This window comes from Actinopolyspora mzabensis (assembly GCF_900101095.1).
Classification (GTDB): Bacteria; Actinomycetota; Actinomycetes; order Mycobacteriales; family Pseudonocardiaceae; genus Actinopolyspora; species Actinopolyspora mzabensis.
The window spans coordinates 501507-526525 of sequence record NZ_FNFM01000001.1 but is presented as its reverse complement, the minus strand read 5'-3'; the positions used below and the strand labels follow the sequence as shown (position 1 = coordinate 526525).

General features: G+C 67.6%; 22 protein-coding genes, 2 tRNA genes and 1 other RNA gene. 6 read left to right on the top strand and 19 right to left on the bottom strand.

Going from position 1 to position 25019, the window contains the following annotated elements; genetic code table 11:
• Positions 1–107 precede the first annotated feature (107 nt).
• Entirely contained in the window at positions 108–302 is a 195-nt protein-coding gene (locus BLR41_RS02360; RefSeq protein WP_092625870.1) for a DUF397 domain-containing protein, read from the bottom strand.
• 566 nt (positions 303–868) lie between these two features.
• Here BLR41_RS02360 and BLR41_RS02355 point away from each other — a divergent pair.
• Complete coding sequence (locus BLR41_RS02355) at positions 869–1990, top strand: ArsO family NAD(P)H-dependent flavin-containing monooxygenase (protein ID WP_092625868.1); 1122 nt, start codon at positions 869–871, stop codon at positions 1988–1990.
• Here the strand turns inward: BLR41_RS02355 and BLR41_RS02350 are convergent.
• From BLR41_RS02350 to BLR41_RS02305, 10 genes are all read right to left on the bottom strand, one after another.
• On the bottom strand, positions 1942–3042 hold the full coding sequence (locus BLR41_RS02350) for an acyltransferase family protein (RefSeq protein ID WP_245693742.1): 1101 nt from the start codon (positions 3040–3042) through the stop codon (positions 1942–1944). The genes BLR41_RS02355 and BLR41_RS02350 overlap by 49 nt on opposite strands.
• An 89-nt stretch (positions 3043–3131) precedes the next feature.
• Positions 3132–4352: a Na+/H+ antiporter NhaA gene (gene nhaA, locus BLR41_RS02345; protein WP_425426870.1), complete on the bottom strand. Its 1221-nt coding sequence runs from the start codon at positions 4350–4352 to the stop codon at positions 3132–3134.
• 391 nt (positions 4353–4743) lie between these two features.
• The gene (locus BLR41_RS02340; protein ID WP_092625864.1) at positions 4744–5787 is read right to left on the bottom strand and encodes a cation diffusion facilitator family transporter; all 1044 of its coding nucleotides are present in this window, start codon (positions 5785–5787) and stop codon (positions 4744–4746) included.
• 252 nt (positions 5788–6039) lie between these two features.
• Positions 6040–6412, bottom strand: a transfer-messenger RNA (tmRNA) gene (gene ssrA, locus BLR41_RS02335).
• Between the two features lie 181 nt (positions 6413–6593).
• Entirely contained in the window at positions 6594–7511 is a 918-nt protein-coding gene (locus tag BLR41_RS02330) for an amidohydrolase family protein (protein ID WP_092626093.1), read from the bottom strand.
• Positions 7512–7581: 70 nt separating this feature from the next.
• On the bottom strand, positions 7582–8058 hold the full coding sequence (smpB, locus tag BLR41_RS02325) for an SsrA-binding protein SmpB (RefSeq protein WP_092626091.1): 477 nt from the start codon (positions 8056–8058) through the stop codon (positions 7582–7584).
• A 108-nt stretch (positions 8059–8166) separates the two neighbouring features.
• Positions 8167–9069 carry a permease-like cell division protein FtsX gene (ftsX, locus tag BLR41_RS02320; RefSeq protein ID WP_092625862.1) on the bottom strand — a complete coding sequence of 301 codons (903 nt, stop codon included), beginning with the start codon at positions 9067–9069 and terminating at the stop codon, positions 8167–8169.
• Positions 9070–9138: 69 nt separating this feature from the next.
• Positions 9139–9828, bottom strand: a complete 690-nt coding sequence (gene ftsE / locus BLR41_RS02315; RefSeq protein ID WP_043578170.1) for a cell division ATP-binding protein FtsE — start codon at positions 9826–9828, stop codon at positions 9139–9141.
• A gap of 284 nt (positions 9829–10112) precedes the next feature.
• Positions 10113–11231, bottom strand: coding sequence for a peptide chain release factor 2 (gene prfB / locus BLR41_RS02310; RefSeq protein WP_092625860.1), 1119 nt, complete (start codon positions 11229–11231; stop codon positions 10113–10115).
• An 81-nt stretch (positions 11232–11312) separates the two neighbouring features.
• Positions 11313–11753 carry a PadR family transcriptional regulator gene (locus tag BLR41_RS02305; RefSeq protein WP_207227672.1) on the bottom strand — a complete coding sequence of 147 codons (441 nt, stop codon included), beginning with the start codon at positions 11751–11753 and terminating at the stop codon, positions 11313–11315.
• 414 nt (positions 11754–12167) lie between these two features.
• On the opposite strand from BLR41_RS02305, the gene BLR41_RS02300 reads away from it, so the two are divergent.
• Entirely contained in the window at positions 12168–12380 is a 213-nt protein-coding gene (locus tag BLR41_RS02300; RefSeq protein WP_092625856.1) for a hypothetical protein, read from the top strand.
• Between the two features lie 283 nt (positions 12381–12663).
• Here the strand turns inward: BLR41_RS02300 and BLR41_RS02295 are convergent.
• From BLR41_RS02295 to BLR41_RS02285, 3 genes are all read right to left on the bottom strand, one after another.
• Positions 12664–12737, bottom strand: a tRNA-Met gene (locus BLR41_RS02295).
• Positions 12738–13102: 365 nt separating this feature from the next.
• Positions 13103–13179, bottom strand: a tRNA-Met gene (locus tag BLR41_RS02290).
• 141 nt (positions 13180–13320) lie between these two features.
• A complete protein-coding gene (locus tag BLR41_RS02285; protein ID WP_092625854.1) occupies positions 13321–16308 on the bottom strand; it encodes a UPF0182 family protein in 2988 nt (995 codons plus the stop codon).
• Between the two features lie 238 nt (positions 16309–16546).
• On the opposite strand from BLR41_RS02285, the gene BLR41_RS02280 reads away from it, so the two are divergent.
• Entirely contained in the window at positions 16547–17110 is a 564-nt protein-coding gene (locus BLR41_RS02280; protein WP_092625852.1) for a PPA1309 family protein, read from the top strand.
• 93 nt (positions 17111–17203) lie between these two features.
• On the opposite strand, the gene BLR41_RS02275 is transcribed toward BLR41_RS02280, so the two are convergent.
• Positions 17204–18229: a YlbL family protein gene (locus tag BLR41_RS02275; RefSeq protein WP_092625850.1), complete on the bottom strand. Its 1026-nt coding sequence runs from the start codon at positions 18227–18229 to the stop codon at positions 17204–17206.
• A gap of 203 nt (positions 18230–18432) precedes the next feature.
• Here BLR41_RS02275 and BLR41_RS02270 point away from each other — a divergent pair, with 203 nt between their 5' ends.
• Positions 18433–19890 (top strand): zinc-dependent metalloprotease, encoded by a 1458-nt coding sequence (locus BLR41_RS02270; RefSeq protein WP_092626089.1) that lies wholly within the window; start codon positions 18433–18435, stop codon positions 19888–19890.
• Positions 19891–20168: 278 nt separating this feature from the next.
• On the opposite strand, the gene BLR41_RS02265 is transcribed toward BLR41_RS02270, so the two are convergent.
• Entirely contained in the window at positions 20169–20723 is a 555-nt protein-coding gene (locus BLR41_RS02265) for a M48 metallopeptidase family protein (protein WP_092625848.1), read from the bottom strand.
• A gap of 295 nt (positions 20724–21018) precedes the next feature.
• Here BLR41_RS02265 and BLR41_RS22675 point away from each other — a divergent pair, with 295 nt between their 5' ends.
• Both BLR41_RS22675 and BLR41_RS02260 read left to right on the top strand, forming a co-directional pair.
• Positions 21019–21183, top strand: coding sequence for a DUF5679 domain-containing protein (locus BLR41_RS22675; protein WP_170837521.1), 165 nt, complete (start codon positions 21019–21021; stop codon positions 21181–21183).
• A 239-nt stretch (positions 21184–21422) separates the two neighbouring features.
• Positions 21423–22733 carry an ABC1 kinase family protein gene (locus BLR41_RS02260; protein ID WP_092625846.1) on the top strand — a complete coding sequence of 437 codons (1311 nt, stop codon included), beginning with the start codon at positions 21423–21425 and terminating at the stop codon, positions 22731–22733.
• An 86-nt stretch (positions 22734–22819) separates the two neighbouring features.
• Here the strand turns inward: BLR41_RS02260 and BLR41_RS02255 are convergent, their stop codons facing one another.
• From BLR41_RS02255 to BLR41_RS22325, 3 genes are all read right to left on the bottom strand, one after another.
• Positions 22820–23689 (bottom strand): methyltransferase, encoded by an 870-nt coding sequence (locus BLR41_RS02255; RefSeq protein ID WP_092626087.1) that lies wholly within the window; start codon positions 23687–23689, stop codon positions 22820–22822.
• 525 nt (positions 23690–24214) lie between these two features.
• Positions 24215–24586, bottom strand: coding sequence for a WhiB family transcriptional regulator (locus tag BLR41_RS02250; RefSeq protein ID WP_092625844.1), 372 nt, complete (start codon positions 24584–24586; stop codon positions 24215–24217).
• 158 nt (positions 24587–24744) lie between these two features.
• A complete protein-coding gene (locus BLR41_RS22325) occupies positions 24745–24924 on the bottom strand; it encodes a hypothetical protein (RefSeq protein WP_143012971.1) in 180 nt (59 codons plus the stop codon).
• Positions 24925–25019 lie beyond the last annotated feature (95 nt).

The window sequence follows — 25019 nt, the reverse complement described above, 5'->3', positions numbered from 1 at the left end:
GTCGCCGCCGTGTGGCGCGCGTGGAAACGGCGCACCGGATCGTCCCGGATCGCCCCGGACCACGCCGGACCGCCTCGGGAGGCCGTGTCGGTGTTGTCCGCGCGGGTTCAGCCGGACCGGTCGGTCTTGACCCCCGCCACGAACGCCCGCCACTGCGAGCCAGTGGTCGCGACGAACCCGGCCGCCCGGTCCTTGCTGTCCCGCACCGCCGCGCCGTCGGAGATCCCGCCGACCTCGACGCACGCCGTTTGATGCTGCGAACGACTCGACTTGCGCCATCCTTCGGGGTGGTGTGCCGTCACTGCGAGCTCTCCGTTTCGTCGGCGGTACGAGCGATGAGCTCCATGGAATCCTCAGGGCTCATCACCAACTGCCGGAGCGTGGCCGCCGCTTCCCGCTATGCCCGACCATCCTCTGATTGGTGCAGGAAAGTGGAGGAACTGGACTGCTCCATGTGGACGCTCGGTTTCGACTCCGGGAATTCGAACAGGATGAAGGCCCCGCGTGCGCGGGGTGCCGTCTCTCGATCCCGGCTGGGATGACCTGCACGGTCGCCTTTTCCCAGCTTGCCACCTCGACGATGTGCCGAAGTCGCTCGGCGAGAACGGCCCGACCGCCGCGAACCCCCGACAACCGGGGTGGCCGGGCCGTCCCGCCCGGCCGGGTTCCCTCCCCGCTCCCGACCCGGCGACCGGGCGCCGCCTCCCCCCACGATCCGTCCCCGCCGAACGGCGATTTCGCGAGAAATCGACGCCGTGCTACGCCGCGCCCTGCCCTCGATTTCTCGCGAAATGGCGGAATAGCACGGGAGCGTGAAATCGTTTCGGTAACTGCGAACCCCAACGGCCCCGAGGAACGCGAGAGCAGGATGTCGGAAACACCGCACCACGAGGTGATCGTCATCGGCGGTGGCCAGGCGGGACTCGCGGCGGGATACTTCCTGCGCAGAGCGGGCGTGGACTTCGCGATACTGGACGAACGGCGGCAGGGTGGCGGGGCCTGGCAGCGCATGTGGCCGTCGTTGCGGTTGTTCTCCCCCGCCCAGCACAACTCGCTGCCCGGTTGGCCGATGCCCCCACAGGCCGGGGCGGAGTTTCCCACTGTGGACCACGCGGTCGAATACCTGCGGGACTACGAACGCCGCTACGAGCTGCCCGTACGACGACCGGTACGGGTCGACCAGGTACGGCGAACCGACGGTGAATTCACCGTGACCACGGACGTGGGAACCTGGACGGCCGGGGGCGTGATAAGCGCCACCGGAACCTGGCGTGCACCTTACGTGCCCGCGTATCCGGGTATGACCGACTTCACCGGCCCGCAGTGGCACACCGCCTCCTACCCGGGGCCCGAGCCGTTCCGGGGACAGCGCGTGCTGGTGGTGGGCGGTGGCAACTCGGCGGCCCAGATCCTGGCGGAACTGTCCACGGTGGCCGACACCACCTGGGTCACCCGCAGGCCACCGCGCTTCATGCCGGACGAGGTGGACGGCCGGGTGCTGTTCGACGTGGCCACCCGAAGGCTGTCGGGCACGGCGAACGGTGTCTCCGAACTCGGCGACATCGTGATGGTCGACAGCGTGCGGGACGCCCGCGAACGCGGCGTGCTGCACGCGCTTCCGATGTTCGACGGGCTGACCCCGCGTGGCGCGGCATGGGCGGACGGGACCGAGCGCGAGTTCGACAGCGTCGTGTGGTGCACCGGATTCCGACCCGCGCTGCGGCAGCTGCGTCCGCTGCGGCTGAGCAGACAGCAGGGCCGCATTCCCACCGAGGGCACGCGCAACCCCGAGGAACCACGCTTGCACCTGGTGGGCTACGGCGACTGGACCGGCGCCGCCTCGGCCACCCTGATCGGCGTGGGCCGCACCGCGCGGACCGCGGTCGCGGAACTGACCGCCGAACTCGACCGGAAACGCGCGAACGTCGCTGCGGAGAGAGCTCAGACCCCGCCGGAAACGGGCCTGCGCTCGGTTGCGAACCGGTCGTAGGCACGCATCAGGTACCGGTGGGCCGGTTGCTCCACCACCCTGGTCAGCCCCCACCCCAGCAGCACACCGGTGGCCAGCATCCCCGCGGTCTGCAGGGAGCTCGGCATGCCCAGGTCCTGCAACCCGCGTACCACCATGTGGCCGAGCGACTGGTGCGTCAGGTAGACCCCGTAGGAGATCCCCGCGTACCACTGGACCGGGCGGCGCGCCGCCGCGGGGATCACGGCGTCCCAATCGGGACCGCGCGCCACCAGCGCGATCAAGCAGAGCCCGAGCGCCACGCACGCCGAGGACCCGAGATCCGGGGTCAGCGTCCCCGAGGGGCCGACCTCGAAGCTGTGCAACCACTGCGCGAACATCGCGCTGCCCAGGAAAGCGGCGAAGTGAGGGGTCCGGAGTCTACGGGCCGACCAGAGCCAGATCACCACTCCGGCCACGAAGAGGTGCCAGCGGTGGACCCCGAGACCGTCGGCCAGCATCCGGTAGAACTCCGGGGGGTCCGAGGCGCGGATGGGCCACTGCGCGATGGGCAGCAGCAGCGCGAACCACAGCACACCGACGATCCGGTTACCGCGGCCCAGCCGGGAGCGATAGAGCAAGGCCGCCGCCGTGAAGCCCATGAGCTGCAGCGGCACCGTCCAGTGCGCGACGTCGAGGAACTCGAACTCCCGCGGTTTCCAGTGCCACAGCATCAGCAGGTGCTCGACCAGGTCCCGGACGTCGGGCAGGTACCACCCCTCGACGTGGAAGGCGCGGGTGAGCAGGAAGATGAGCACCGAGCCCGCCACGAAGGCGGGCAGCAGCCGGGCGAGCCTGCCCCACCAGTAACGCAGCACGGTCCCGCGCCCGATGGTCACGCAGGCGAAGTAGGCCGATACGACCAGCAGCATGCTGGCACCGACCTGCCAGGGGAAGGTGAACGTTCGCGGTTCGATCTCGGGGTGGAACTCCACGCTGACCGTGGTCGAGTGGTACAGCATCACCAACGTGACGCAGCCCGCCCGAACCACGTCCCAACTGATCTTGCGACGGCTCCCCTTCTCGGGGATCACCACGAATATCCACTCCAGTGCTCGGACATGCGACGAAACGTGCTGATCCTACATCGCGCCCGGACACGTGAGTATTACTCGGCGGCGGGTCACCCGTTACCCGTCGTCCTGGCGCCGCGGTAGGCACGGTTGCGGATACCGAGCACCGCCGAGGCCAGCAGCGCGGCCAGCACCGAGCCCAACAGCACCGCGACCTTGACGTTCTCACCACGTTCCCCGGCACCGAAAGCGAGTTCACCGATCAGCAGCGAAACGGTGAAACCGATTCCCGCGAGCAGCGACAGCCCGATCAGGTCCCACCAGGACAGGTTGGCGTCGAGCTGGGCCCCGGTGAACTTGGCCATCAGGAACGTCGCACCGAAGATGCCGACCAGCTTGCCGAGCACCAGTCCCGCCATCACCGCGGGAACCACCGGATCCGAGAAGGCGGTCGTGATGCCGTCACCGCCGAGCGAGACTCCGGCCGCGAACAGCGCGAACAGCGGCACCGCGACCCCGGCCGAGATCGGGCGCCAGCGGTGTTCCAGGTGCTCGGCGGGGCCGGGTTCACTGCCGCCCCGGCCCAGTACCGGAACCGTGAAGCCCAGCAGCACACCGGCGATGGTGGCGTGCACCCCGGACTCGTGCACCAGCCCCCAGGCCAGCACACCGAGCACCAGCAGCACCGGCCACCAGGGGCCTCGCAGCCGCACCAGCAACGCGAAAGCCACTATCGGCAGCACCGCACCCAGCAGTGGCAGCGGATGAAAGTCGTCGGTGTAGAACACGGCGATGACCGTGATCGCCAGCAGATCGTCGACCACCGCGAGCGTCAGCAGGAAGGCCCGCAACGCGCTGGGCAGGTACTTGCCGACGATCGCGAGCACGGCCAGGGCGAAAGCGATGTCGGTGGCCGTGGGGATCGCCCAGCCACGCAGCGCCTCCCCGCCCGCGGTGGAGGCGATGGCGAAGAAGAACAGGGCGGGGACGATCATTCCCGCCACGGCCGCCACCACGGGGAGCACGGCCCTTCGGGGCTCGCGCAGCTCACCGGCCACGAACTCGCGCTTGAGCTCCAGGCCGACCACGAAGAAGAAGATCGCCAGCAGCCCGTCCGAGGCCCAGTGCTTCAGGTTCAGGTCCAGCCCGAGGGACTCCCCGCCCGGCCAGGGGACGAACTCGGCGGCCGTCTTGTAGGTCTCACCCCACGGCGAGTTGGCCCAGAGCAGCGCCAGCACCGCGGCGAGGAGCACCAGTACGCCACCGACGGTCTCCGTGCGCAGGATGTCGGCGAGAGTGATCCTCTCGGCATCGGACGTGGGGGAGAACAAACGTCGCACCGGATTGCGCTGCGGTTCCTCGGCCCCCGAGTCCTGCGGCTGGGAATGCTCGTGCCGGGAACTCTTGTCCGGGGAACTCTTGTCCGGGGAACTCCCGTCCTGGGATTCCGCACGCCGTGCTCCGTCACGCTGGGGGTCGGTCGCCATCAACACGTCCCGTTCGGTTCGTCCGTCAACTTCCCGCCGACCAGTCTTCCCGGCACACCATTTGCCCGATTTTACGTGCTTCCGCTGTGTTCACACGTGACAGCGATGAGCGACGAGCCGGACTGAACTCGCCATGGTCAGATACGTGACCAGGGAATAGTCCGGGAGCGGAACGCGGAGCACAAGCGATCTCGCCCGGCAGGCCGCCGGAAGAACACGAAACGAGTGATCGTTGTCACTTCGATTCGGCCGCGGTGAGTTCTGCCGGATGGGCGTGCACCGTGGCACCGGACAGCCGGGGCAGCTCCCGATACAGGTCACGCTCGGCCTCGTGGGCGATCTCGTGCGCCCGGTACAGCGAGAGTTCCGCGGCCACGCCGAGTTTCACCTCGGCATGCAGGGCGTGCCCGATCCAGCGCAACCGCACCACCTCCACCGAACGCACCTCCGGATGGGTGCCCAGGGCCCGGTAGGCGAGGTCGGTGAGTTCCGGCGCCACCGAGTCCATCAGCCGGGCCAGTATCCGTTTGGCGGCCGACCAGGTGACCATCGCGATTGCCAGGCCGATCAACAGACCGACCAGCGGATCCAGCAACGGCCACCCCAGAGCGGCGCCGCCGGCGGCGAGCACCACCCCGAGCGAGGTGAACGAGTCGGTCCTCGCGTGCAGTCCGTCCGCCACGAGCGCGGCCGAGCCGATCCGGTGACCGGTTCGGATGCGTATCCGAGCGGCGAGCTCGTTGCCGCAGAATCCCAAGCCACCGGCCAACGCCACGATCAGCGGATCACCGATGCCGGAGGGCTCGAACAACCGGTTGGCCGACTCGAGCAGTGCCGCCACCGCCGAGCCCGCGATCACCAGCACCACGAGTACCCCCGCGACGTCCTCGGCCCGGCCGTAGCCGTAGGGGAAGCGACGGTTGGCGGGTCTGCGCGCCAGCAGGAACGCAGCCGCGAGCGGGAGGGCGGTGAGCGCGTCGGCGACGTTGTGCAGCGTGTCGGACAACAGCGCCACCGAACCGGAGAACCAAAGCACCCCGGCTTGCAGCACGGCGGTAGCGGTGAGCACCAGCAGCGAGAGCCACAGGGCGCGCATGCCCGCACGACTGCCCTCCAGCTCGGTGTCCACCTGTTCGGCGTGGTCGTGCTCGTGTGGCAGGAGGAAGTGCCCGAGCCGGTGGAGCAGTCCCCGCGCGGGAGCCGTACGCGTGGCGCGCGGTTCGCCCGAGGAATCGCTCCGCCTGCCGTGGCCGTGGCCGTGGGAATGGTTTCCGCTCATCGCCTGCCTCCGATACTCGCCGTCGCGGTGAGCACGGCGGAATCGTAGCCGCACAACCCCGCACGCGACGACGGCGCAGCAGCGGAAATGTGGCAACAACGGGACGGCCCGGCGTCAATTTCTCGCGAAATCGCCGCGCCCGGTGTGGGAGAGACACCGGGCGCGGCGCGGGGCTCCGACAACGAAAAACCCCGCCCGGCGAGGCTCGCCGAGCGGGGTGTCACTTCGAAATTCGCGCGGTCACCGGGACCGCAGTGGAGGTGCCGGGATTCGAACCCGGGTCCTCTGTCGCCTCACCAAGGCTTCTCCGTGCGCAGTCCGCTATGTCTCTACTCGGCTTCACCGGTCACGCGAACAAGCCGGTGTGACAAGCCCAGTCGCTGTGCGATGTCCCGTTCAGTCCCGCGACCAAACTGAACGGTGAGTCCCCTGCACGATGCCGGGGTCCGGGTCGGAGACTTACCCGGTCCGACAGAGTCGCTACTCGCTCAGGCGGCGAGTGCGAACTCGCGCTGACTCTTGTTGTCGGCGCTTGTTAATTTACGGCGACGCTTTACGGTGGTCTTCCGCCTGCACCGGCACGCTTCCCTTGGCTCAACGGCCAGAGTCGAAACCGTTCACCCCCGTGTTCAGTTACTCAACAACCTGTTTTGCAACAGTCCGGCTCCACCGGGCAACCCCCGGACGAGTCCGTACTCAACATCATAACGTACTACTCCCGCACGATCACTCCCGGATCGGCGGTTCGGTTCGCGGTGAGTTCCACGGCCGGACCGTCGCCGCACGGAGCGGTCCCCACGAACCGGTTAGCCACATCCGAGCAACCGAGCGGGCGTGTCGTGCAACACCGCGCGCAGGAACGGTATTCCCAGCCGTTCATCGGAGCCGGCCCAACCGGCCACGGCTGCGAGCTGTTCGGCGTAGGGATAGGGAATGTTCGGGAAGTCGGACCCGAGCACCACCCGGTCCGCGACGGGCAGCAGCCTGGCGGCCCAGTCGGACGGGAGCGGCGCGAACCGCTCGCTGAAGGCGACACCGACCATCGTCGTGTCCAGGTAAACCCCGGGGTGATCCCGTGCCAACTCCAGCGCGCGCCCGTACTCGGGCATCCCGGCGTGCGCCAGCACCGTCACCAGCCCCGGATGACGTTCGAGCACCTCGGCGAACACGTCCAGTCCGGTGAACTCCCCACGCAGCGGACCGTGACCACAGTGCACCACCACCGGCACCCCGGACGCGGCCAACAGCTGCCACGGCCGCTCCAGCAGCGGGTCACGCGGATCGAATCCGCCCACCTGCACGTGCACCTTGAAGCAGCGGGCCCCGGCGTCGAGGGCCGCAGCCACGTAGTCGGCGGCTTCGGGCTCCGGATACATCGTGGCGGTGGGCACGGCCCCCACCGTGGTGCGCCCGAACTCGAGCGCCCAGCGGTTGAGCCACTCGGCCATACCCGGTTTGTGCGGATAAACCAGCGGCGCGAACGCACGAACCCCCAGGCTCTCCAGCACACCGAGCCGGGTCGGCTCGTCGAAGCGGTACCGGATCGGCCACTCGATCCCGTAGTGGGTACCGGCCAGATCGAAGTAGTCCCAGACCTTGCGCAGCACGCGCTCGGGCAGGAAGTGCGTGTGCAGATCCACCAGCCCCGGCAGGCCGAGCCCCGCGATCCAGTCCGGGACACCCTCGTCGGACGGTGGCCCCTCGATCCCGTTCACCGCGGGCAGCCGAAGGCCGCGCGCGCCACCCGATCCGAGCACGGCGGATCACACGAAAGTCGTCCGCGTAACGGCATTCTCAGCGCATGCCCTTGCGGTGCTGACCGATGGCCCGAGCCATCTCGCGCTCGGCGTCGCGCTTGGCCATGTCCCTGCGCTTGTCGTGGATCCGCTTACCTCGGGCCAGTGCCAACTCGACCTTGGCCTTGCCGTCGGAGAAGTACAGCGAGAGCGGCACCAGACTCAGTCCGCTCTCCTTGGTCTTGCCCAGCAGTCGTTCGATCTCGTCGCGGTGCAGCAGCAGCTTGCGCGAACGACGCGGGGCGTGGTTGGTCCACGTCCCCTCGGTGTACTCGGGGATGTGCACGTTGCGCAGCCACACTTCGCCCCGGTCGATCGTCGCGAAGGAGTCGACCAGCGAGGCGCGCCCCTGGCGGAGACTCTTCACCTCGGTCCCGGTCAGCACCATGCCGCCCTCGTAGGTGTCCAGCACCGTCCAGTCGTGCCGCGCCTTGCGATTGCGCGCGATCAGGTTGTGGCCACGTTCCTTTGCCATACCGGCGAGCATAGCGCTACGTCCGGCGAGTGGACCACGTGGTTTTCGCACGCTGCGCGGCCCGGCTCGGAGTCGAACGCCGAGGCCGGGCCGCGAAACGAGCGATCCTCAGATCCGCACGTACAGCCGGAGGGTGAGATACCCGGTGAGGCCGGAGATCGCCGAGGCGACCAGCACCAGGATCGGTGCCACGAAGGCCACGTCGGCGTAGCTGACCGCGGTCAGCAGGTTGGCGTTGGTCAACGGCTTCATCAACCCGTCGAGGAACGCCTCCTTGAGCACCATGAGCAGCCCGGTCGCCGCGACGGAACCGATGATTCCGGAGACCATGGCCTCCAGCAGGAAGGGCAGCTGGGTGTACCAGCGGGAGGCACCCACCAACCGCATGATGCCGGTCTCGGTGCGGCGGTTGAACGCAGAGAGCTGAATGGTGTTCGAAATCAACAGCAGTGCGGCGAAGGCCTGCAACGCCGCGATCAGGAACGTCCCGTCACGTACGTCGTTGAGCTTGTTGACCATGTTTCGCACGAACTGGGACTGGTCGTTGATCGAACCGATGCCGGCACGTCCCTCGAACTGCTTCTTGACGGCCTGCGGCGTGACGTTGTCGCCCAGTTCGACCCACAGGGCCGCGGGCAGCGCCTTGGGCCGCACCAGCTCCTGCAGCTGCGGCTGGTTCGAGAACTCCTCGGTCGCCCGATCGAAGATGGCCTGGCGGTTCAGATACTGCACCGACTGCACACCGGAGGCCTGCTCCAGCTCGGAACGGAGCCCGGCACAGGGATCGTTGGCGCACTCGGGATCGTTGGCACTGACGTTCTCGTTCATGTAAACGACGACGTCTGCCGCGTTGCGCAGCGATTCCTGGGCCTGATCCACCTTGCGGACGACGATGAGGCCACCACCGAGCAACGTGAGAGAAACCGCGGTGGTCAGGATCATCGCGATCGTCATCGACACATTACGACGAAGGCCGTTGACGACCTCGCTGGATACGAAGCTCGCGCGCATCTTGAGTCAGCTTTCGGTGCGGTCTGCGACTTGGGGTTCGGGGCTGCACTGACCTCGCGTGCAGCGGGCTCAGCGGCCCACGCCGTACACGCCACGGGCGTCGTCACGGATGACCTGGCCGTGACTGAGCTCGACGACCCTCCTACGCATGGAGTCGACGATCGAGTGGTCGTGCGTGGCCATGACCAGCGTGGTTCCGGTGCGGTTGATGCGCTCCAGCAACAGCATGATGTCCTGGCTGGTGTCCGGGTCGAGGTTCCCGGTGGGCTCATCGCACATCAACACCAGCGGCCGGTTGACGAACGCCCTGGCTATGGCGACTCGCTGCTGTTCACCGCCGGACAGCTCGACGGGCATCCGATCCGCCTTGCCGTCCAGGCCGACGAGCTGCAGCACCTCGGGAACCACCTTGCGGATGGTGTGTCGGGGTTTTCCGATCACTTCGAGGGCGAAGGCGACATTGCCGAAGACGGTCTTGTTGTTGAGCAGGCGGAAGTCCTGGAACACACAACCGACCCGCTGCCGCAGCTTGGGAACGCGCCGCCTCGGCAGCTTGGCGACGTTCCAGTCGGCGACGATCACCCGACCTCGGGTGGGGACTTCCTCCCGCAGTAGCAGCTGCAGGAACGTGGACTTGCCCGACCCGGAGGGGCCGATGAGGAATACGAACTCGCCCTTGTCCACGGACACCGAGACGTCGTCGAGAGCGGGGCGCGCCAACGTCTTGTACGTCTTTGACACGTGTTCGAGCCGGATCACGGGCAGTGAGCTTACCTGCGACCACCCGGGGGATTTTCACTCACCCGTACCATTGGTTGCACTTCACCAATTACCATGCGCGCTTCCGGGTCCGAGCGGAGACACGAGCGGCCCCGCCCACGGCCACGGAGCCGAACCCGCGCCGCGACTCGCCACCACGGAAATGCTCCGTTCGGGCGCACGAAAACGACGAGGAGCGTGCCTCAGCCGGAGCGTGTGGGCGCTGTTCGCACCTCGAGCGGGCAGCTCGGGGCGCGGCGGCTCACCGGTGCGGCACGGCGAACTCAGCTCTGCTGCTCCTGGTCGTGCTGCTGCTTGCGCCACCGGATACCGGACTCCAGCAGCCCGTCGATCTGCCCCTCTAGCACCGACTCGGGGTTGCCCACCTCGTAGCCGCTGCGGAGATCCTTGACCATCTGGTACGGATGCAGTACGTAGGAGCGGATCTGGTTGCCCCAGCCGGAGCCGCTACTGTCCCGCAGCGCGTCGAGCTGAGCCCGTTCCTCCTCACGCTTGCGCGCCAGCAGCTTGGACTGCAACACCCGCATGGCCGCTGCCTTGTTCTGCAACTGGGACTTCTCGTTCTGGCAGGAAACCACGATCCCCGTGGGGTGGTGGGTCAGGCGAACCGCCGAGTCGGTGGTGTTCACGCTCTGACCACCGGGACCGGAGGAGCGGAACACGTCCACCCGGATGTCCTTCTCCGGGATCTCCACGTGGTCGGTCTCCTCGACCACCGGCAGCACCTCCACACCCGCGAACGAGGTCTGCCTGCGCCCCTGGTTGTCGAACGGTGAGATACGGACCAAGCGGTGGGTCCCCTGTTCCACCGAGAGCGTGCCGTAGGCGAAGGGGGTGTCCACCCGGAAGGTCGCGGACTTGACGCCCGCCTCCTCCGCGTAGGAGGTGTCGTACACCTCGGTCCCGTACTCGTGGCGTTCCGCCCACCGCAGATACATCCGCAGCAGCATCTCGGCGAAGTCGGCGGCATCCACGCCACCCGCCTCCGCCCGAATGGTGACCATGGCGGAACGCTCGTCGTACTCGCCGGAGAGCAGGGTGCGGATCTCCAGATCGGCGAGATCCTTCTTGAGCTGGCCACGCTCCTGCTCGGCCTCGGCGACACTGGCGCTGTCGTCCTCGTTCTCACCGAGTTCGTAGAGCACTTCGAGATCTTCGAGACGCTGTCGAAGTCCGGTGATCTTGCGCAGGTCGCTCTGCTTGTACACGAGCTGACTGTTGATCCGCTGGGCGTATTCGACGTCGTCCCACAGGTCCGGGCGAGCCGCTTCCTCCTCCAGCTCCGCGATCCGGGCCCGCAACGCATCGAGATCCATGACTCGCTCGATGCCCTCGAGGGTTTCGGACATGTCCTTGAGCTCGGCGGCGACGTCGGGGTTCACGGTTCCCCAGCCTACTTCACAGCTTCACGGCCCCGGAGGTGGACCGGCGGTCCTTTTCCGAGCTCGGACGTCACGCGAAGGTCATTCGGGTATCGCGTCGAGCATCTTGATGACCGCACGGTTGTGGGCCACCGAGAAGTCCGCCGCGGCCTTCTCGTAGGGGTCCTCGGCCACCTTGGCGGCGTTCTTGGCCTCGTTGAGCTTCTCGACGTACTGCTCGCGGGCCGAGGTGACCAGGTGGTCGCGCTGTTTCGCGGTGAGCATGCCGGCGTAGCGCAACCGCAGCAGCAGCGGGCTGCGCACGTTGTCCGGTCCCGGTTCGGTGTTCAGCCACGACTTGAAGGCACGCTTGCCAGCCGCCGTGATGATGTACTGCTGGCTGGATCGGGGTCCCTGTTTGCCGAGGCGCAACATGCCGTCCTCGGCGAGGGCGGGCAGTTCCCGGTAAACCTGGCTGCGGGTGACGCTGAAGAACCCGCTGAACCGGTCGGTGGCCGCGGCCACCAACTGTCCCCCGGTCATCGGCCCCTCGTGGAGAAGTCCCAGCAAGGCTGCGGATGTCGCATTCAGGTCGGTCACGAGTCCTACGGTGCCACGGCGCTGACAGGCTGTCCACAATGGCCGTAGGCCGTGTCCGAAACAGCAGCGCAACCATGGGGGCGGTTGGACACGCAACGCATTCAATTCAGCGCACGAAACCACTGCTACGACCTGGATTCACTTCCATTGCGGTCTCATCCACGGGAAGCAACCAATTCGTACACTCACTGTCCGCTGGACAGGGACGATTTTTAACTCGAAATGGGTAATTCTGGTTGAGGTGCTGCGCGGGACCCGCTGTTAAGGGCACCCTTCATATTGGCCGGCAGCGTAACGGGGCCGGTCACTGCGACGGGAACGTAAGGGACGGACCCGCCGAGCTAGGGAGGTAACACCGTGCATCGGAGTCTGCTACGGACCAAGCTCGCCCAGGGCAGGACTAGGATGGCGAGCAAGGTTTCGGAACGGGCGAGGTCGATGATGCCGATCCAGGTGGACAGTCCGCACAACTGCATAGTTTGCGGCCGCAAGATGCGTGCCTTCCGCAGCGGGAGCAGCGAGGGGCGGGTCTGCTCGCCCAACTGTGCCCGCAAGTGGGCCGACGGCTGAGGCCGAAGGGCACGAGATCCGGGCTCGGCGATGCACGGGCCCGGAAACCGTGGAGACCGCGTGCCTGTCCCGTGCCGGGCCAGCCTGTGTCATCGGGACGGTGTCGCCCACCGATGCCCGGTACCGACTCCGACAGCGGCTTACCGACACCACTCGGGCTCTCCCCGTGACGGAGGCTCCCTACGAGGCCCCGTGGAGAGCCCCCACAAAACGCCTCGCGAAGGACCGGAACCCGCGAACAACAGTTCGGCCCCCGGAGCCGTGCTCCGAGGGCCGAACGCAGTAGCGGGGACAGGATTTGAACCTGTGACCTCTGGGTTATGAGCCCAGCGAGCTACCGAACTGCTCCACCCCGCGCCGTGTTTCGTTGTAGTTGCAACTCTACACCGCCATCCGCGACCACCGCACAGGGGGGTGCTCAACCGATGATCGCCTCCGCTCACCAGCGGTTCCTCCCTACGCCGGACAGGGGCACCGCCTCGTACTGGGAGGAGCTACCGGGATGACCGCCCGGCAGGCCTGCGCGGCTTCGCCTGACACCCGGGACGGGCACCTGACACCCGGGACGGGCACCTGACTCCGGAGGTGGGCCGGCGCGTGTCGCTTACACAGCGGGGCTCGGAGAAATCCCGACTGCAGGCCCCGGCTGAAGAGCCCCGAACGGAGGGGCCACGGCCGAACGAAAAATCGCCCCCTTCCGGAAAGCCGGAAGGGGGCGTATCTGGTAGCGGGGACAGGATTCGAACCTGTGACCTCTGGGTTATGAGCCCAGCGAGCTACCGAACTGCTCCACCCCGCGCCGTGTTTCGTTGTAGTTGCAACTCTACACCGTGCCCCCCACCCCCGCGCAGGGGGGTGGGGGCCTGGTGTTTTCGCCGTTCAAAGGACGGTTCAGCCGGAACCGGGTGGCCACTCGACCACCCGGATGCCCCGCGACTGATCAGCCACCGTTGCCGGTGACCTCCTCGTAGCGGTTCATGGCTTCCTCCAGTCGCTGGAACGCCTGACCCAGCTGGCCGAGGTCACCGGAGTTCTGCGCCGAACGGACCTCTTCCATCGCGGCCTGCACCTCCTGCACGGCCTGGTCCACCTCGGAGCTGTTCTGCTGCCCCTGACCGTCGCCCTGCTGCTGGTCCTGGTCGCCCTGGTCGCCCTGCTGGTCCTGGTCGCCCTGCTGCTGGCCCTGACCGTCCTGCTGCTGGTTCTCGTCCTCGGCGGTCTCGGTGTTCTGCCCCGCACCGGGCCCGAACACCTGCTCCAGCGAGCCCTGCAACGTGTCGGCATAGCCGACGCTGTCGCCGTAGGAGGTCAGCACCCTGGCCAACTGCGGGTAGGAGTCCTCGCTGTTGGGACGGATGTAGATCGGCTCCACGTAGAGCATTCCGCCCTCGACCGGCAGGGTCAGCAGGTTACCGAACATCGCCCGGACCCCGGGGTTGTCGAACAGCGTCCGGTCCTCGGTGACCTTCGGTGTCGACTCCATCTGCCGCTGGACCTGTACCGGTCCCGGCGTCTGGTTGTCCGTGGGCAGCTCCAGCATGGTGATCTGGCCGTAGGTCTCGGGATCCGAGGAAGCCGAGATCCACGCGGACAGGTTCGGGCGTTCCAGCGCGGTCATGGCACTGGTCAGCTGGAAGGTCGGCCGGTTCTGCGTGGGTGCCTGTGCGATCACGTAGAACGGCGGCTGCTTCTCACCGGAACCGCTGCGCTGGTCCTGGTTGGGATCGTTGGGGACCTCCCAGAAACCGCGGGTGGCGTAGAAGTCGCCCGGATTGTCCACGTGGTACCGGGCGAGCAGCTGCCGCTGCACCTTGAACATGTCTGCGGGATAGCGGAAGTGCTGCCGCAGCTCGTCGCTGATCTCGCTCTTCGGTTTCACCACACCCGGGAAGACGCCCTTCCATGCCTCCAGCACCGGATCCTTCTCCCCGAACTCGTAGAGCGAGACCTCGCCGGTGTAGGCGTCGACGGTGGCCTTGACCGAGTTGCGGATGTAGTTGATCTGCTGGTTCGGCTGGGCGACATCACTGGTGGAGTCGCTGGCTGCCTGCCCGAACGAGGTCAACGTGGAGTAGGGATAGTTGTTCAGCGTGGTGTAACCGTCGACGATCCACTTGATCTTCCCGTCGATCACCGCGGGATAGGGATCGCCGTCCAACTTGAGCCACGGTGCGACCTTCTGCACCCGTTCCCGCGGATTGCGGTTGAACATGATCTGCGACTGCGAGCCGATCTCCTGGTTGAACAGGATGTTGCGCTCACCGTAGTTGGCCGCGAACACGGCACGGTTGAACCAGTTGCCGATTCCGACTCCGCCCTCGCCCTGGTAGGTGTAGCGCGAGTTCTGCGTGTCGTACTCCTGCGGCTGCTCGCCCTGCTCCGCACCGACGATGGCGTAGTCCTGGTTCAGCTCGCCGTAGTAGACCCTGGGCTGCTCGACCGGAATCTCGCCCTGGCCATCGTTGGCGACATCGCTCATCGAGAACACCGGGTACGCACCGGTGTCGGAGCCCTCGCCGGGCACCGTGCTTACCCGGTCGGCGGGCGCACTGACGAAACCGTTGCCGTGGGTGTAGACCATGTGCCGGTTGATCCAGGACTGCTGGTTCTCGGCCAGGCCGTCGGTGTTGATTCCGCGCACCGCGACCAGGTAGTCCTGCAGCTCGCCGTTCTCGTCCCGGTACCGGTCGATGTCGAGCTCGTCCGGGAACCCGTAGAAGTTGAACTGCTGCTGCAGCTGGGTGAACGTCTCGGAGAGCAGGCTCGGGTCGAGCAGCCGCACGTTGGAGACGGTGCCGGTGTCCTGGGCGACCTCCTCCGGAGTGACACCGGAATCGTCCGAGCCCGAACCGGAATCACCGGAGTCGGAGGCGCCGCCCTGCGTGTAGTTCTCGCGAACTGTCACGTCCTCCTGGGTTATCCCGAAGGCCTGTCTCGTGGCGGCTATGTTGCGCTCGATCGAGGTCGCCTCACGCTCATTGGCGTTGGGTTCGACCGAGAACTGCTGCAGCAGCGCGGGCCACAGCGCGCCGATGACCAGACTGGACAGCACCAGCAGCACCGTGGCCAGCGCCGGAATCTGCAGGTTGCGCAGGAACACGGCGGCGAAGAAGGCCAGCGCGCAGATGATCGAGATGCACAGCAGGATCACCTTGGCCGGCATCACGGCGTTGAGATCGGTGTAGCTGGCACCGGTGAACAGTTCACTGCGCTGCGACAGCAGCAGATCCCAGCGGTCGAAGAAGAAGTCGACGGCCTTGAGCAGCACGAAGATCCCGGCCAACAGGGCGAGCTGGATCCGGGCGGGCTGCGAGATCTGCCCCGACCTGCCCGCGAGCTTGATGCCACCGAAGATGTAGTGCACGGCGAGCGCGCCGAAGAACGAGAGGGTGACGGCGATGAATCCCCAGGCCAGCAGCCAGCGGAAGAACGGCAGCTGGAAGATGTAGAGGCTGACGTCGTGGCCGAAAACCGGGTCCTGGGTGCCGAACGGAGTGCGGTTCAGGAACAGCTGCACCATGCGCCAGTCGCCGGTGGCCGCCAGCCCACCGATGACGCCGACTATTGCCGGGATTCCGATGCCGAACCACTTGGACCGCTGCGTGATGACTGTGCGGTACCGCAGCAACGGGTCGTCCTGCCCACTTCCGAGCGGCACGAACACCGGTCTGGTGCGATAGGCCAGCCAGAGGTTCAACGCCAGCACCCCGGCGAGGAACACGGCCGCACAGACGAACAACACGATCCGGGTGAGCACGATCGTCGTGAAGATCCCCCGGTAGTCGACACTGCCGAACCACAGCCAATTGACGTACGTCCCGATCAGGCGTGATCCGACTATCAGTCCTACCAACACGACCGCGCCCAGGATCAGAAGGATCCGGCTTCGCCGGGACAAATTGGGTACTCCTACCGGCCTCGTGGCCACAGCGCACTCCCTGGTGACGATCCGCGGGCAGCGGGGCCGGGTCACCGGCGCGACCCGGGCTCCCGTGCGGTCAACTCTACGACCCCGTCACGAGATAGTGGGACGCGCCCGCGAATTCGCATCAAACGGACATCCCGCCCCACGGGGGATCACCGACTGGAGAAGTGTGCCGATCATCGGCCACGAGCGCTGCCACGGGGATCGAACCGGGAGGTCTCGGCGGTGCGAGGATGGGTGAATGTCGTCCGCTATCACCGAGGAAATGACCGCGGGGTTGCCCGCGGTGACGCGCGAGATCGAGCAGTTCGTGGCTTCGGAGGGCTGGGAACGACCGGCCAGAATGTTCGCGCTGGTCGACACCGCGGAGCTGCTGGAGGCCGAGCCAGGGCTGGCCGAACAGCTCAACACGAGTTCACCACTGACGCCGGTGGAGCAGGAGGAGCTGCCCGGCAACGACATCGGTGAGGCCCTGGCGGGTATCGCCTGGCCGGAACGGGTACTGGGTTGCGCGCTGGTGCAGGAGATCGTGGTGCTGCCCCCGGACGCCGAGCAGGAGCTTCCGAACGAGGACGACGCCGCGCGGAACGCCGCCGCGCAGCATCCGGAACGCCGGGAAGCGCGGCTGGTGGCCGCCGTATTGCGCGGCGGGACGCAGACCTGCGTGCTGCGGTTGCGCAACAAGGATCCCGAGGTCGACGACGGCTTCGACGGTGATCCGGAGCAGGAGGAGGGCGAGCTCGTCGAGGACAGCGCCCTGGCGCCGAATCTGCTCAACGCGATGCACGCCACCTTCGAGGAGTGACCTGCCGTCGGGGATCCGAGACCGGCGAGCGCCGCCGCGGACCCCGACGCACCCGGATCTCGGCACCCGGCCCCCACCGGGTGCCGCGCCGAATCAGCAGTGCGGGGGTGTCTCCCCCGCACGGACCGACTCGAGCGCATCGACCGCCTCACCGAGGGTTCCCACCTCGATCAGCCGCATGCCTTCGGGGGCCTGGGACTTGGCCGCGGCGCAGTTGCCCTCCGGAACCAGGAAGATCTGGGCGCCCGCCTCGTGGGCGTTGCTCATCTTGAAACCGATACCGCCGATGCGGCCCACGTTGCCCTGCGAATCGATCTCACCGGTGCCCGCGATGAACTTGCCGTCCGTGAGTTCTCCCGGCGTGAGTTTGTCCACCACGGCCAGCGAGAACATCAGACCGGCGGAGGGCCCACCGATATCGGGCAGCCTGATGTCGACCTCGAAATCGACCTGGGGACGCAGCGCGGGTTGTACACCCAGAAACCCCTGGGAGCGGTCGTCCGGTGGTTGCGCGAGCCGGATGGTGGTGCGCTGCGGCTGCTGTTGCTCGTGCCTGAAGCGGATGGTGACCCGCTGGCCTGGCTCGCTGCCCGCCAGGGCATCTATCAACGACTGCGGGTCGCTCAGCTCGGTGCCGTTCGCCGCGATCAGCTCGTCCCCCGGCTGGATCACCCCTTCGGCCGGGCTGTCGGCGACTATCTCCTCGGCGACGAGTTCGGTGGGGTAACCGAGATGACGCAGCGCCGCGGTCTCTGCGGAATTCTGCGAGTCGCGGAAAGCACGCGTGTTGGTCCGTTGGACCTGCTGCTCGCTCTTGTCCGGCGGGAAGTAGAGCTCGCGGGGGGCCAAGGCGTAGTCACCGCTGACCCAGAAGGTCAGTGCGCTGAAGATCGACAGCTCATCGGTGACCGAGACGGTGGTCATGTTGAGGTGGCCACTCGTCGGGAAGGTTTCGGTGCCCTCGATCCGGACCACCTGCCTGCCCTGGGAAGAGCCGAGCGTGTCATGGGTCGGACCGGGCCCCAGCGCCACGTAGGGCACCGGAACGAAGACTCCCAGCAGCCCGAAGACCACGACCAGAACGACACTCGTAAGCAGGGTCCAGGTACGGCGACTCACAGCACGACACCCTACGTGTCGAACACGAGCGGCCGGTGGGTGACTTGCGTTGCGCCCGAGATGTGGAGTTCGACAGCGACGATCCCGAGGTGAACGGAGGCGAGGCCGGGTCGGGCGGGACGATCCCGCTCTCACGTTCGCCCTCGGCGAGCGGCCGACAGCTCACCTACTGCCCGTCCACCTCTTCCGCGTACGGTGGAACCATGAGTGATGTGCCCTTCGGGTTCGGCCCCCACGATCCCGACAACGAGGAACCCGATGATCGCAACAGGGGCGACTCATCGGACGGTGGCTCCGGGGGCGGCGCCGGCTTTTCCGGAGGAGCGGGTTCCTTCCCCGGCTTCGGCGGGATGCCGGGCCCCGGGGGCATGCCCGGTTCCGGCGGTATGCCGAATTTCGACATCAGCGCACTCGGGCAGATGCTGACCCAGCTCGGGCAGGCCCTCAGCCACTCCTCCAGCGGGGAATCGGGGCCGGTCAACTACGACCTGGCCAAGCAGCTGGCCCACCAGCAGCTGCAGACCAACAAGCACACCGAGCGCCCGACCCAGCAGCAGACCAAGGCCATCGAGGACGGCATTCAGCTCGCCGAACTCTGGTTGGACCCCACGACCGCCTTCCCGACCGGTACGCACGTGGTGCGGTCCTGGTCGGCACGCGACTGGGTGGACAACACGCTGCCCACCTGGAAACGCCTGTGCGATCCGGTGGCCGAGCGCGTCTCCGAGGCGTGGCTGGAAGCACTGCCGGACGAGGCCAAGCAGGCGGCGGGACCGATCGTGTCCATGCTCGGCCAGATGGGCGGGCTGACCTTCGGATCCCAGCTGGGCAACGGGCTGGCCCAGCTCGGCGGTGAAGTGCTCACCTCCACCGATGTGGGGCTCCCGCTCGGCCCGGACGGGACGGCCGCGCTGCTGCCCGCCAACATCGAGCGCTTCGGGGAGGGCCTGGACCGTCCCGCCAGTGAGGTGACCGTCTTCCTGGCGGCGCGGGAGGCCGCGCACCACCGGCTGTTCAGTCACGTCCCCTGGCTGCGGCAACGGCTGCTGGCGACCGTCGAGGAGTACGCACGCGGTATTCACGTCGACACCTCCGCCCTGGAGGACCTGGCGAGCAAGGTGGACCCGAGCGACCCGAACTCGATGCAGGAGTTGATGAACTCCGGCATGCTGGAGCCGCGGACCACCGACGAGCAGCAGGCCGCACTGACCCGGCTGGAGACACTGCTGGCCCTCGTCGAGGGTTGGGTCGACGTGGTGGTCGCCGACGCGGTCGGGGAACGGCTGCCCGGCGCCGACGCGCTCAGCGAAACGGTTCGGCGCAGGCGGGCCACCGGCGGCCCGGCCGAGCAGACCTTCGCGACCCTCGTTGGACTGCAGCTGCGTCCGCGTCGGCTGCGGGCGGCGGCGTCGCTGTGGCGATTGCTCACGGAACGGTACGGCGTCACGAGCCGTGACCGGATCTGGGACCACCCTGATCTGTTGCCGGACGGTTCCGATCTGGACGAGCCGCTGGACTTCGCCGATCGCTGGGGACAGAGCCACGAGGATCTGGACGACCCGATCGCGGCGATCCGGCGTGCCGAGGCCGCCGAACAGGCGGGCCAGTCCGGTTCGGAGGATTCCGCCGACGAGGAACGCGGCGAGGACGACGACCGCTGACCGGGGCTCGGCTCCGCTGTCGAGGTGAACCGGGCTGTCGGGAGAACCGGGCTGGCGGGATGCCCGGTCGAGGACCGGGTGTTCGCTCCGACGGAACCGCCCACGGGCGTGCCGGTGCGAGAGACGGCCCGACTTTCGACGAGCGCTCGTACGCCGTCGGGCCTCCTCCCCGCGAGTGCGGCACGGCCGTCCCGGGAGAGTGGCTCACTGTTCCGCACCGGCCGTACCGAGGCCGTCCGACCCTCGCTCCCACTGTGGGGTCGACGCGCGGATTCCGGTCAGTCGACCTCGTCGTCGGACTCCGGTTCCCCGGACCCCGCCCCGAGATCGGCGGCCGCGGTCAGTCCTTCGAGGTAACCGATGGCCCGTTCCGTTTTGGGGTAGCGGTTCACCCACTCCCAGAAGTCCGCTCCGTGCCCGGGAACCAGCAAGTGTGCGAGTTCGTGCACCAGCACGTAGTCGAGCACCCAACTCGGGACCTCCCGAAGCCTGCGGCTGATGCGGATGGTGCCCTCGGCGGGCGTGCAGGAAGCCCATCTGGTGCGCATCGGGGCGACCCACCGGACTCCGGCGGCCACGGCGAGGCCGTCCAGGTAGCGATGCGAGAGTTCGGCGCACCGGTTCATCAGCGCTTCGTCGGAAGCCCTGGCTGGCGACTTCCGGCGGGTCTCGCTACGACGCAGCCTGCTGAGCATCTCGTCGACCCAGCGCCGCTCCTCGGCACGGCTCATCCGCGCGGGTAGCAGTACGACCACCTTGCCACGGTCCCGGTAGGCACTGACCGTCTGCTTTCTCCGCTTGCTGCGGCGCACCTCCACTTGCGGTTCGGTCACGACCGGGGAGCCTAGCGAGGTCGATCGTGCTCGCGGGTTCCGCTGTGATCCGAAGCGCAGATCAACTGACCATTCCACATCGAGGAATCGGACGAGCGCTGCGAATATGACCGGTCGACACGAATCGAACACGCGCTGCTACCCCTGAACGGGTTAAGACATTCATCCGAAATCGCGATATGCCGAGCTCCTGCGCGCTGCTCCGGGCGCGGGTACCTTTTGCCCAGCACAGTTCCGAGGCACGCGAGGACGCGCTCGAACGCCTCGGAAGAACAGTTACCCGATGGAGGCAGCCGTGGCCGAGACGTACAACGGTTACTGCGTAAAGTGCCGGGAGAAGCGGGATTTCACCGGTGAGATCTCGGAGACGAACGGTAGACGGATGGCCAAGGGAACCTGCCCGGTCTGCGGCACCAAGATGACCCGCATTCTCGGCAAGGCGCACAACCCCCAGGGCTAGTGCGTGGCCGTCGAGGAGCGGGGCTCGGCGGTGACGACGCCGCCCACAACCACTTCGACGGCTCCCGGGACGGTGACTCGTTCGTTTCCGACCCCCTTTCACCGGTTCGGCGGAACGATCCGGCGAGGACGATCTTGCACACGACTACGCGAAAACCTCTAGCATGTCGGTGAGTCCGTAGGCGTGTGCTCCGGGACGGCTCGTCGTCCCGGCGCCCTGCCGACTGGAAGGGAGTTCCCGTGAGCGACGTCCCCCGCCGAGCAGCACAGCGCACCGTCAAACTCGCCAGCCTGCCGCTCGGCGCCGCGGGCAGAATGGCCGCGGGCTGGGGCAAGCGGCTCACCGGGCAGGACGCCGACACAGTCAGCGCCGATTTCTCCGCGCGTACGGCCGAGCAGCTGTTCGCCGTGCTCGGGCAGCTCAAGGGCGGAGCTATGAAGTTCGGCCAGGCGCTGAGCGTGTTCGAGGCCGCCGTACCCGACGAGCTCGCCGAGCCCTACCGGGACGCCCTGTCCAGGCTGCAGACGACCTCACAACCGATGTCGGAGTCCAGCGTGCGGCGCACCCTGGACGAGCAGTTGGGAAGCGGCTGGCACGAGCGTTTCGCCGAGTTCGACGAGTCGCCCACGGCGGCCGCGAGCATCGGGCAGGTGCACCGCGCGGTCTGGCACGACGGCAGGGAGGTGGCCGTCAAGATCCAGTACCCCGGCGCGGACGAGGCACTGCGTTCCGACCTGCGCCAGTTGATGCGCTTCTCCCGGCTCTTCGAGTCGATGCTGCCCGGCGCGGAGGTCAAACCGCTGCTGCGCGAGCTGCAGGACAGGATGGTGGAGGAGCTCGACTACCGGATCGAGGCCGACAACCAGCGCTCGTTCGCCACGGCGTTCGAGGGCGACGAGCTGGTGCACGTCCCCCGGGTGGTGGCGAGCTCACCCAAGGTCATGGTCACCGAGTGGGTCTCGGGCACCCCGTTCGCCGAGATCATCGACAACGGGACCCGGGAACAGCGCGACCGGGCGGGTCAGCTGCTCAGCGAGTTCCACTTCTCGTCTCCCGCCCGGGTGGGCCTGCTGCACGCCGACCCCCACCCCGGCAACTTCCAGCTGCTTCCGGACGGCAGGCTGACCGTGATCGACTTCGGTGCGGTCGCCAGGCTTCCGGAGGGACTGCCGAGGACGCTGGGACGCATGCTGCGGCTGGCGCTCGAGGACCGGGCCGAGGAACTCATGGAGCTGCTGCGCAGCGACCGGTTCGTGCAGACGGACTCCGAACTCCGCGCCGAGGACGTACAGGCGTACCTGGGGCCGTTCGTGGATCCGGCGCGAACCGAGACCTTCCACTTCACCCGGTCATGGCTACAGCGACAGGCCGACCGAGTGGGCGACCTGCGCAGTCCCGAGTTCCGCACCGGCCGGTCGTTGAATCTGCCCCCGGACTACCTGCTGATACACCGGGTGACGCTGGGAGCGACCGGTATCCTGTGCCAGTTGGACGCGGAAGTGGCTGCCAGGGAGATCATCTCGCACTGGCAGCCGGGTTTCGCGGACTGAGGGCGTCGATTTCGCGAGAAATCGCCGGGCTGTGGGGCGACGCGGTGCCGCACCCCCACCACTCCCGCAAGCCGAGCGGCAACACGTCACAAGGCGGGTTTGCGGCCGACGAACACGCTGTGCGCGGCGAGGTAGTAGAGATCGTCCCGTCGTCCGGCGTAGTGCGGCCCCTGCTCGTCGAGCAGCTGGTCGAGCGCGGCCAGGTCGTCGGCGGAGCACTCCTCCACGGCGGCCTCACGCAACCACTCCAGCCTGCGCAGCACGATGTCGCGCACCGGACCGGTGACCGGGGCGGGCCAGTCCACCAGGTAACTCCACGACTCGACGTCCCCCAGTCCTGCCTGCCGCAGTGCCGTCGACCAGCCGACGGGCAACCGGACCGTCCCCGGCATCTCGGCGCGCATCCGGCGGAACCAGGAGTACCGCGCTGCCAGCAGGCGCTCCTCCAACCCGGGTTCGCCGACACCGACGTCCCAGGGCAGCACGTGCGCCCACAGTCCGGACTCCACGATCACCAGTTTGCCTCCCGGCCGCACCAGCTCAGCCAACCGACGCAGGCCCGCCAGTTGGTCGGGTAGGTGATGCACGACCAGCGAGGAGAAAACCAGATCGGCACTGCCCACCGCGGCACCGAGTTCCTCGTCGGCGGCATCGGCCCGCACACCGCGAACCTCGACCCCCCGGGCGGCGTGTTCGGTGGCGTGGCGCTCGGCCTCGGCGAGCAGCTCCGGGGCGGAGTCGACGAGGGTAACCGTGCCGCCCGGCAGCGCGGCGGCGAACGCCGCTGCCGCGCCGCCCGCCCCTGAGCCGACGTCTATCACCGAGTGACAGGTGTCCGGCCCCGACACCAGTGTCTCCGCGATTCGCCGCATCTGGGGCGCGGTGAGTCCGTCCTCGTCCCGCAGCTGCCGCAACCGGGTGTCCCAGTCGATGTTGTCGTGCGAATGATGGTGCATGATCGTCAAGCCTAGCCCGCCGGGCAATCGAATACCGCTCCGCACAACGGCACCCGGCCCGGTTCCGATGGTGGGAGCGCCCGGGCGAAGTCCTCGCCACGTCCGGTTCGGGCGATCGCCGGTGGCCGGCTCGTACGCGAACAGCGCGCACTGGCCGGACCACGACAGCTCACCGAGCTCGTCCGACTCACACCTCGGTCGAACGGTGCTCCTCCGGGCGGGTGGTCGTCCGGAGGAGGTTGTGTTCCGCGGTGCGGGGCGCCGGGGCTCGTGAACCGCGAACCTCGGGCACCCGGCTCGGAACTGGGTTCAGATACGCCGCTCGTAACGTTCGGCCCGTCGGGACGCGAAGCGCGCCAAGCGGCGCCAGAACCGCACGGCGGCGATCCGGTGCGGCAACCTGGCGCGCTCGGCCTCACCACGGAACTGTCTGCAGCGTAATCGCGTTGTTTCCTCGGGAAACATTCCGCTCTCACTCCCTTGAACGTGATTGTGTGGTTGTCGATCGGAGCGGTCTCGCGGTGCTCACGCGGCACGTCCGCGGACCGCCGAACCGCCCGCACCGGCCGTGTCGGCCGGCCGGTGTTTGCGTGGCCGCCCCCTCGGCCGCTTGCGAGCGATCACGGAACCGTGTTCGACGATCTCGCCGCCCCAGACCCCCCAGGGCTCCGCCCGCGCCAGAGCTCCCGCCAGGCACTCGGACCTGATCGGGCACTCGGCGCACAGCTGCTTGGCGCGTTCGAGTTCGGACGGGTTCTCGGCGAACCACAGGTCCGGATCCCGACGGCACGGAACTCGCTCGTCCGTGTCGGGCGCTGTGTGCAGCAGAGCGGAAACGGCTCCGCCGTGATTGCCGGGCTCGCCCCAGGTGGTCGCAGGGGCACTGCCGGTCGACATGCGTTCTCCTCCTGATGAGATGAATTCTTCGACGCTGTTCGGCGCTATAACTTGATCCAATTTGGACGGAAGAGTCGAGAACGGGGACACATTAAAAAAGCCGCGGACCCGATGCCGGGTCCGCGGCCGAAAGAGCGATTGTCACTCGACGAAGTAACTCAGGTACTTCGCTCCGGCACGACCCGACCCGGATAGGTTTTGCTCGGCTCAACATCACGATGCGTGCACGGACGCGCGGGGCCGATATTCGCGGCTCGCTTCGCGAACATCGACATACCGGTGCTCATCAGCGCGATCGCGTGCTGGTCCACCGCCGACAACCAGTCGTTCTTACGCATCGCGCACACCGCCTTCTCGTGACCCCGGCCGGACGAGCATGTCCTCTCCGGCCTGCCGACAGGCAGATTATTCGGGCGGCCACACACAGCGCAAG

Excerpts from the sequence above, each read along its gene's own strand:
- BLR41_RS02270 (WP_092626089.1), top strand. The coding sequence starts at position 18,433 with ATGAGTGATGTGCCCTTCGGGTTCGGCCCCCACGATCCCGACAACGAG.
- BLR41_RS02250 (WP_092625844.1), bottom strand. The coding sequence starts at position 24,586 with ATGTCGACCGGCAGTGCCCCTGCGACCACCTGGGGCGAGCCCGGCAAT.
- BLR41_RS02255 (WP_092626087.1), bottom strand. The coding sequence starts at position 23,689 with ATGCACCATCATTCGCACGACAACATCGACTGGGACACCCGGTTGCGG.
- BLR41_RS02355 (WP_092625868.1), top strand. The coding sequence starts at position 869 with ATGTCGGAAACACCGCACCACGAGGTGATCGTCATCGGCGGTGGCCAG.
- ftsX (WP_092625862.1), bottom strand. The coding sequence starts at position 9,069 with ATGCGCGCGAGCTTCGTATCCAGCGAGGTCGTCAACGGCCTTCGTCGT.
- BLR41_RS02340 (WP_092625864.1), bottom strand. The coding sequence starts at position 5,787 with ATGAGCGGAAACCATTCCCACGGCCACGGCCACGGCAGGCGGAGCGAT.
- smpB (WP_092626091.1), bottom strand. The coding sequence starts at position 8,058 with ATGGCAAAGGAACGTGGCCACAACCTGATCGCGCGCAATCGCAAGGCG.
- BLR41_RS02280 (WP_092625852.1), top strand. The coding sequence starts at position 16,547 with ATGTCGTCCGCTATCACCGAGGAAATGACCGCGGGGTTGCCCGCGGTG.
- BLR41_RS02305 (WP_207227672.1), bottom strand. The coding sequence starts at position 11,753 with ATGACCGGGGGACAGTTGGTGGCCGCGGCCACCGACCGGTTCAGCGGG.
- BLR41_RS22325 (WP_143012971.1), bottom strand. The coding sequence starts at position 24,924 with ATGCGTAAGAACGACTGGTTGTCGGCGGTGGACCAGCACGCGATCGCG.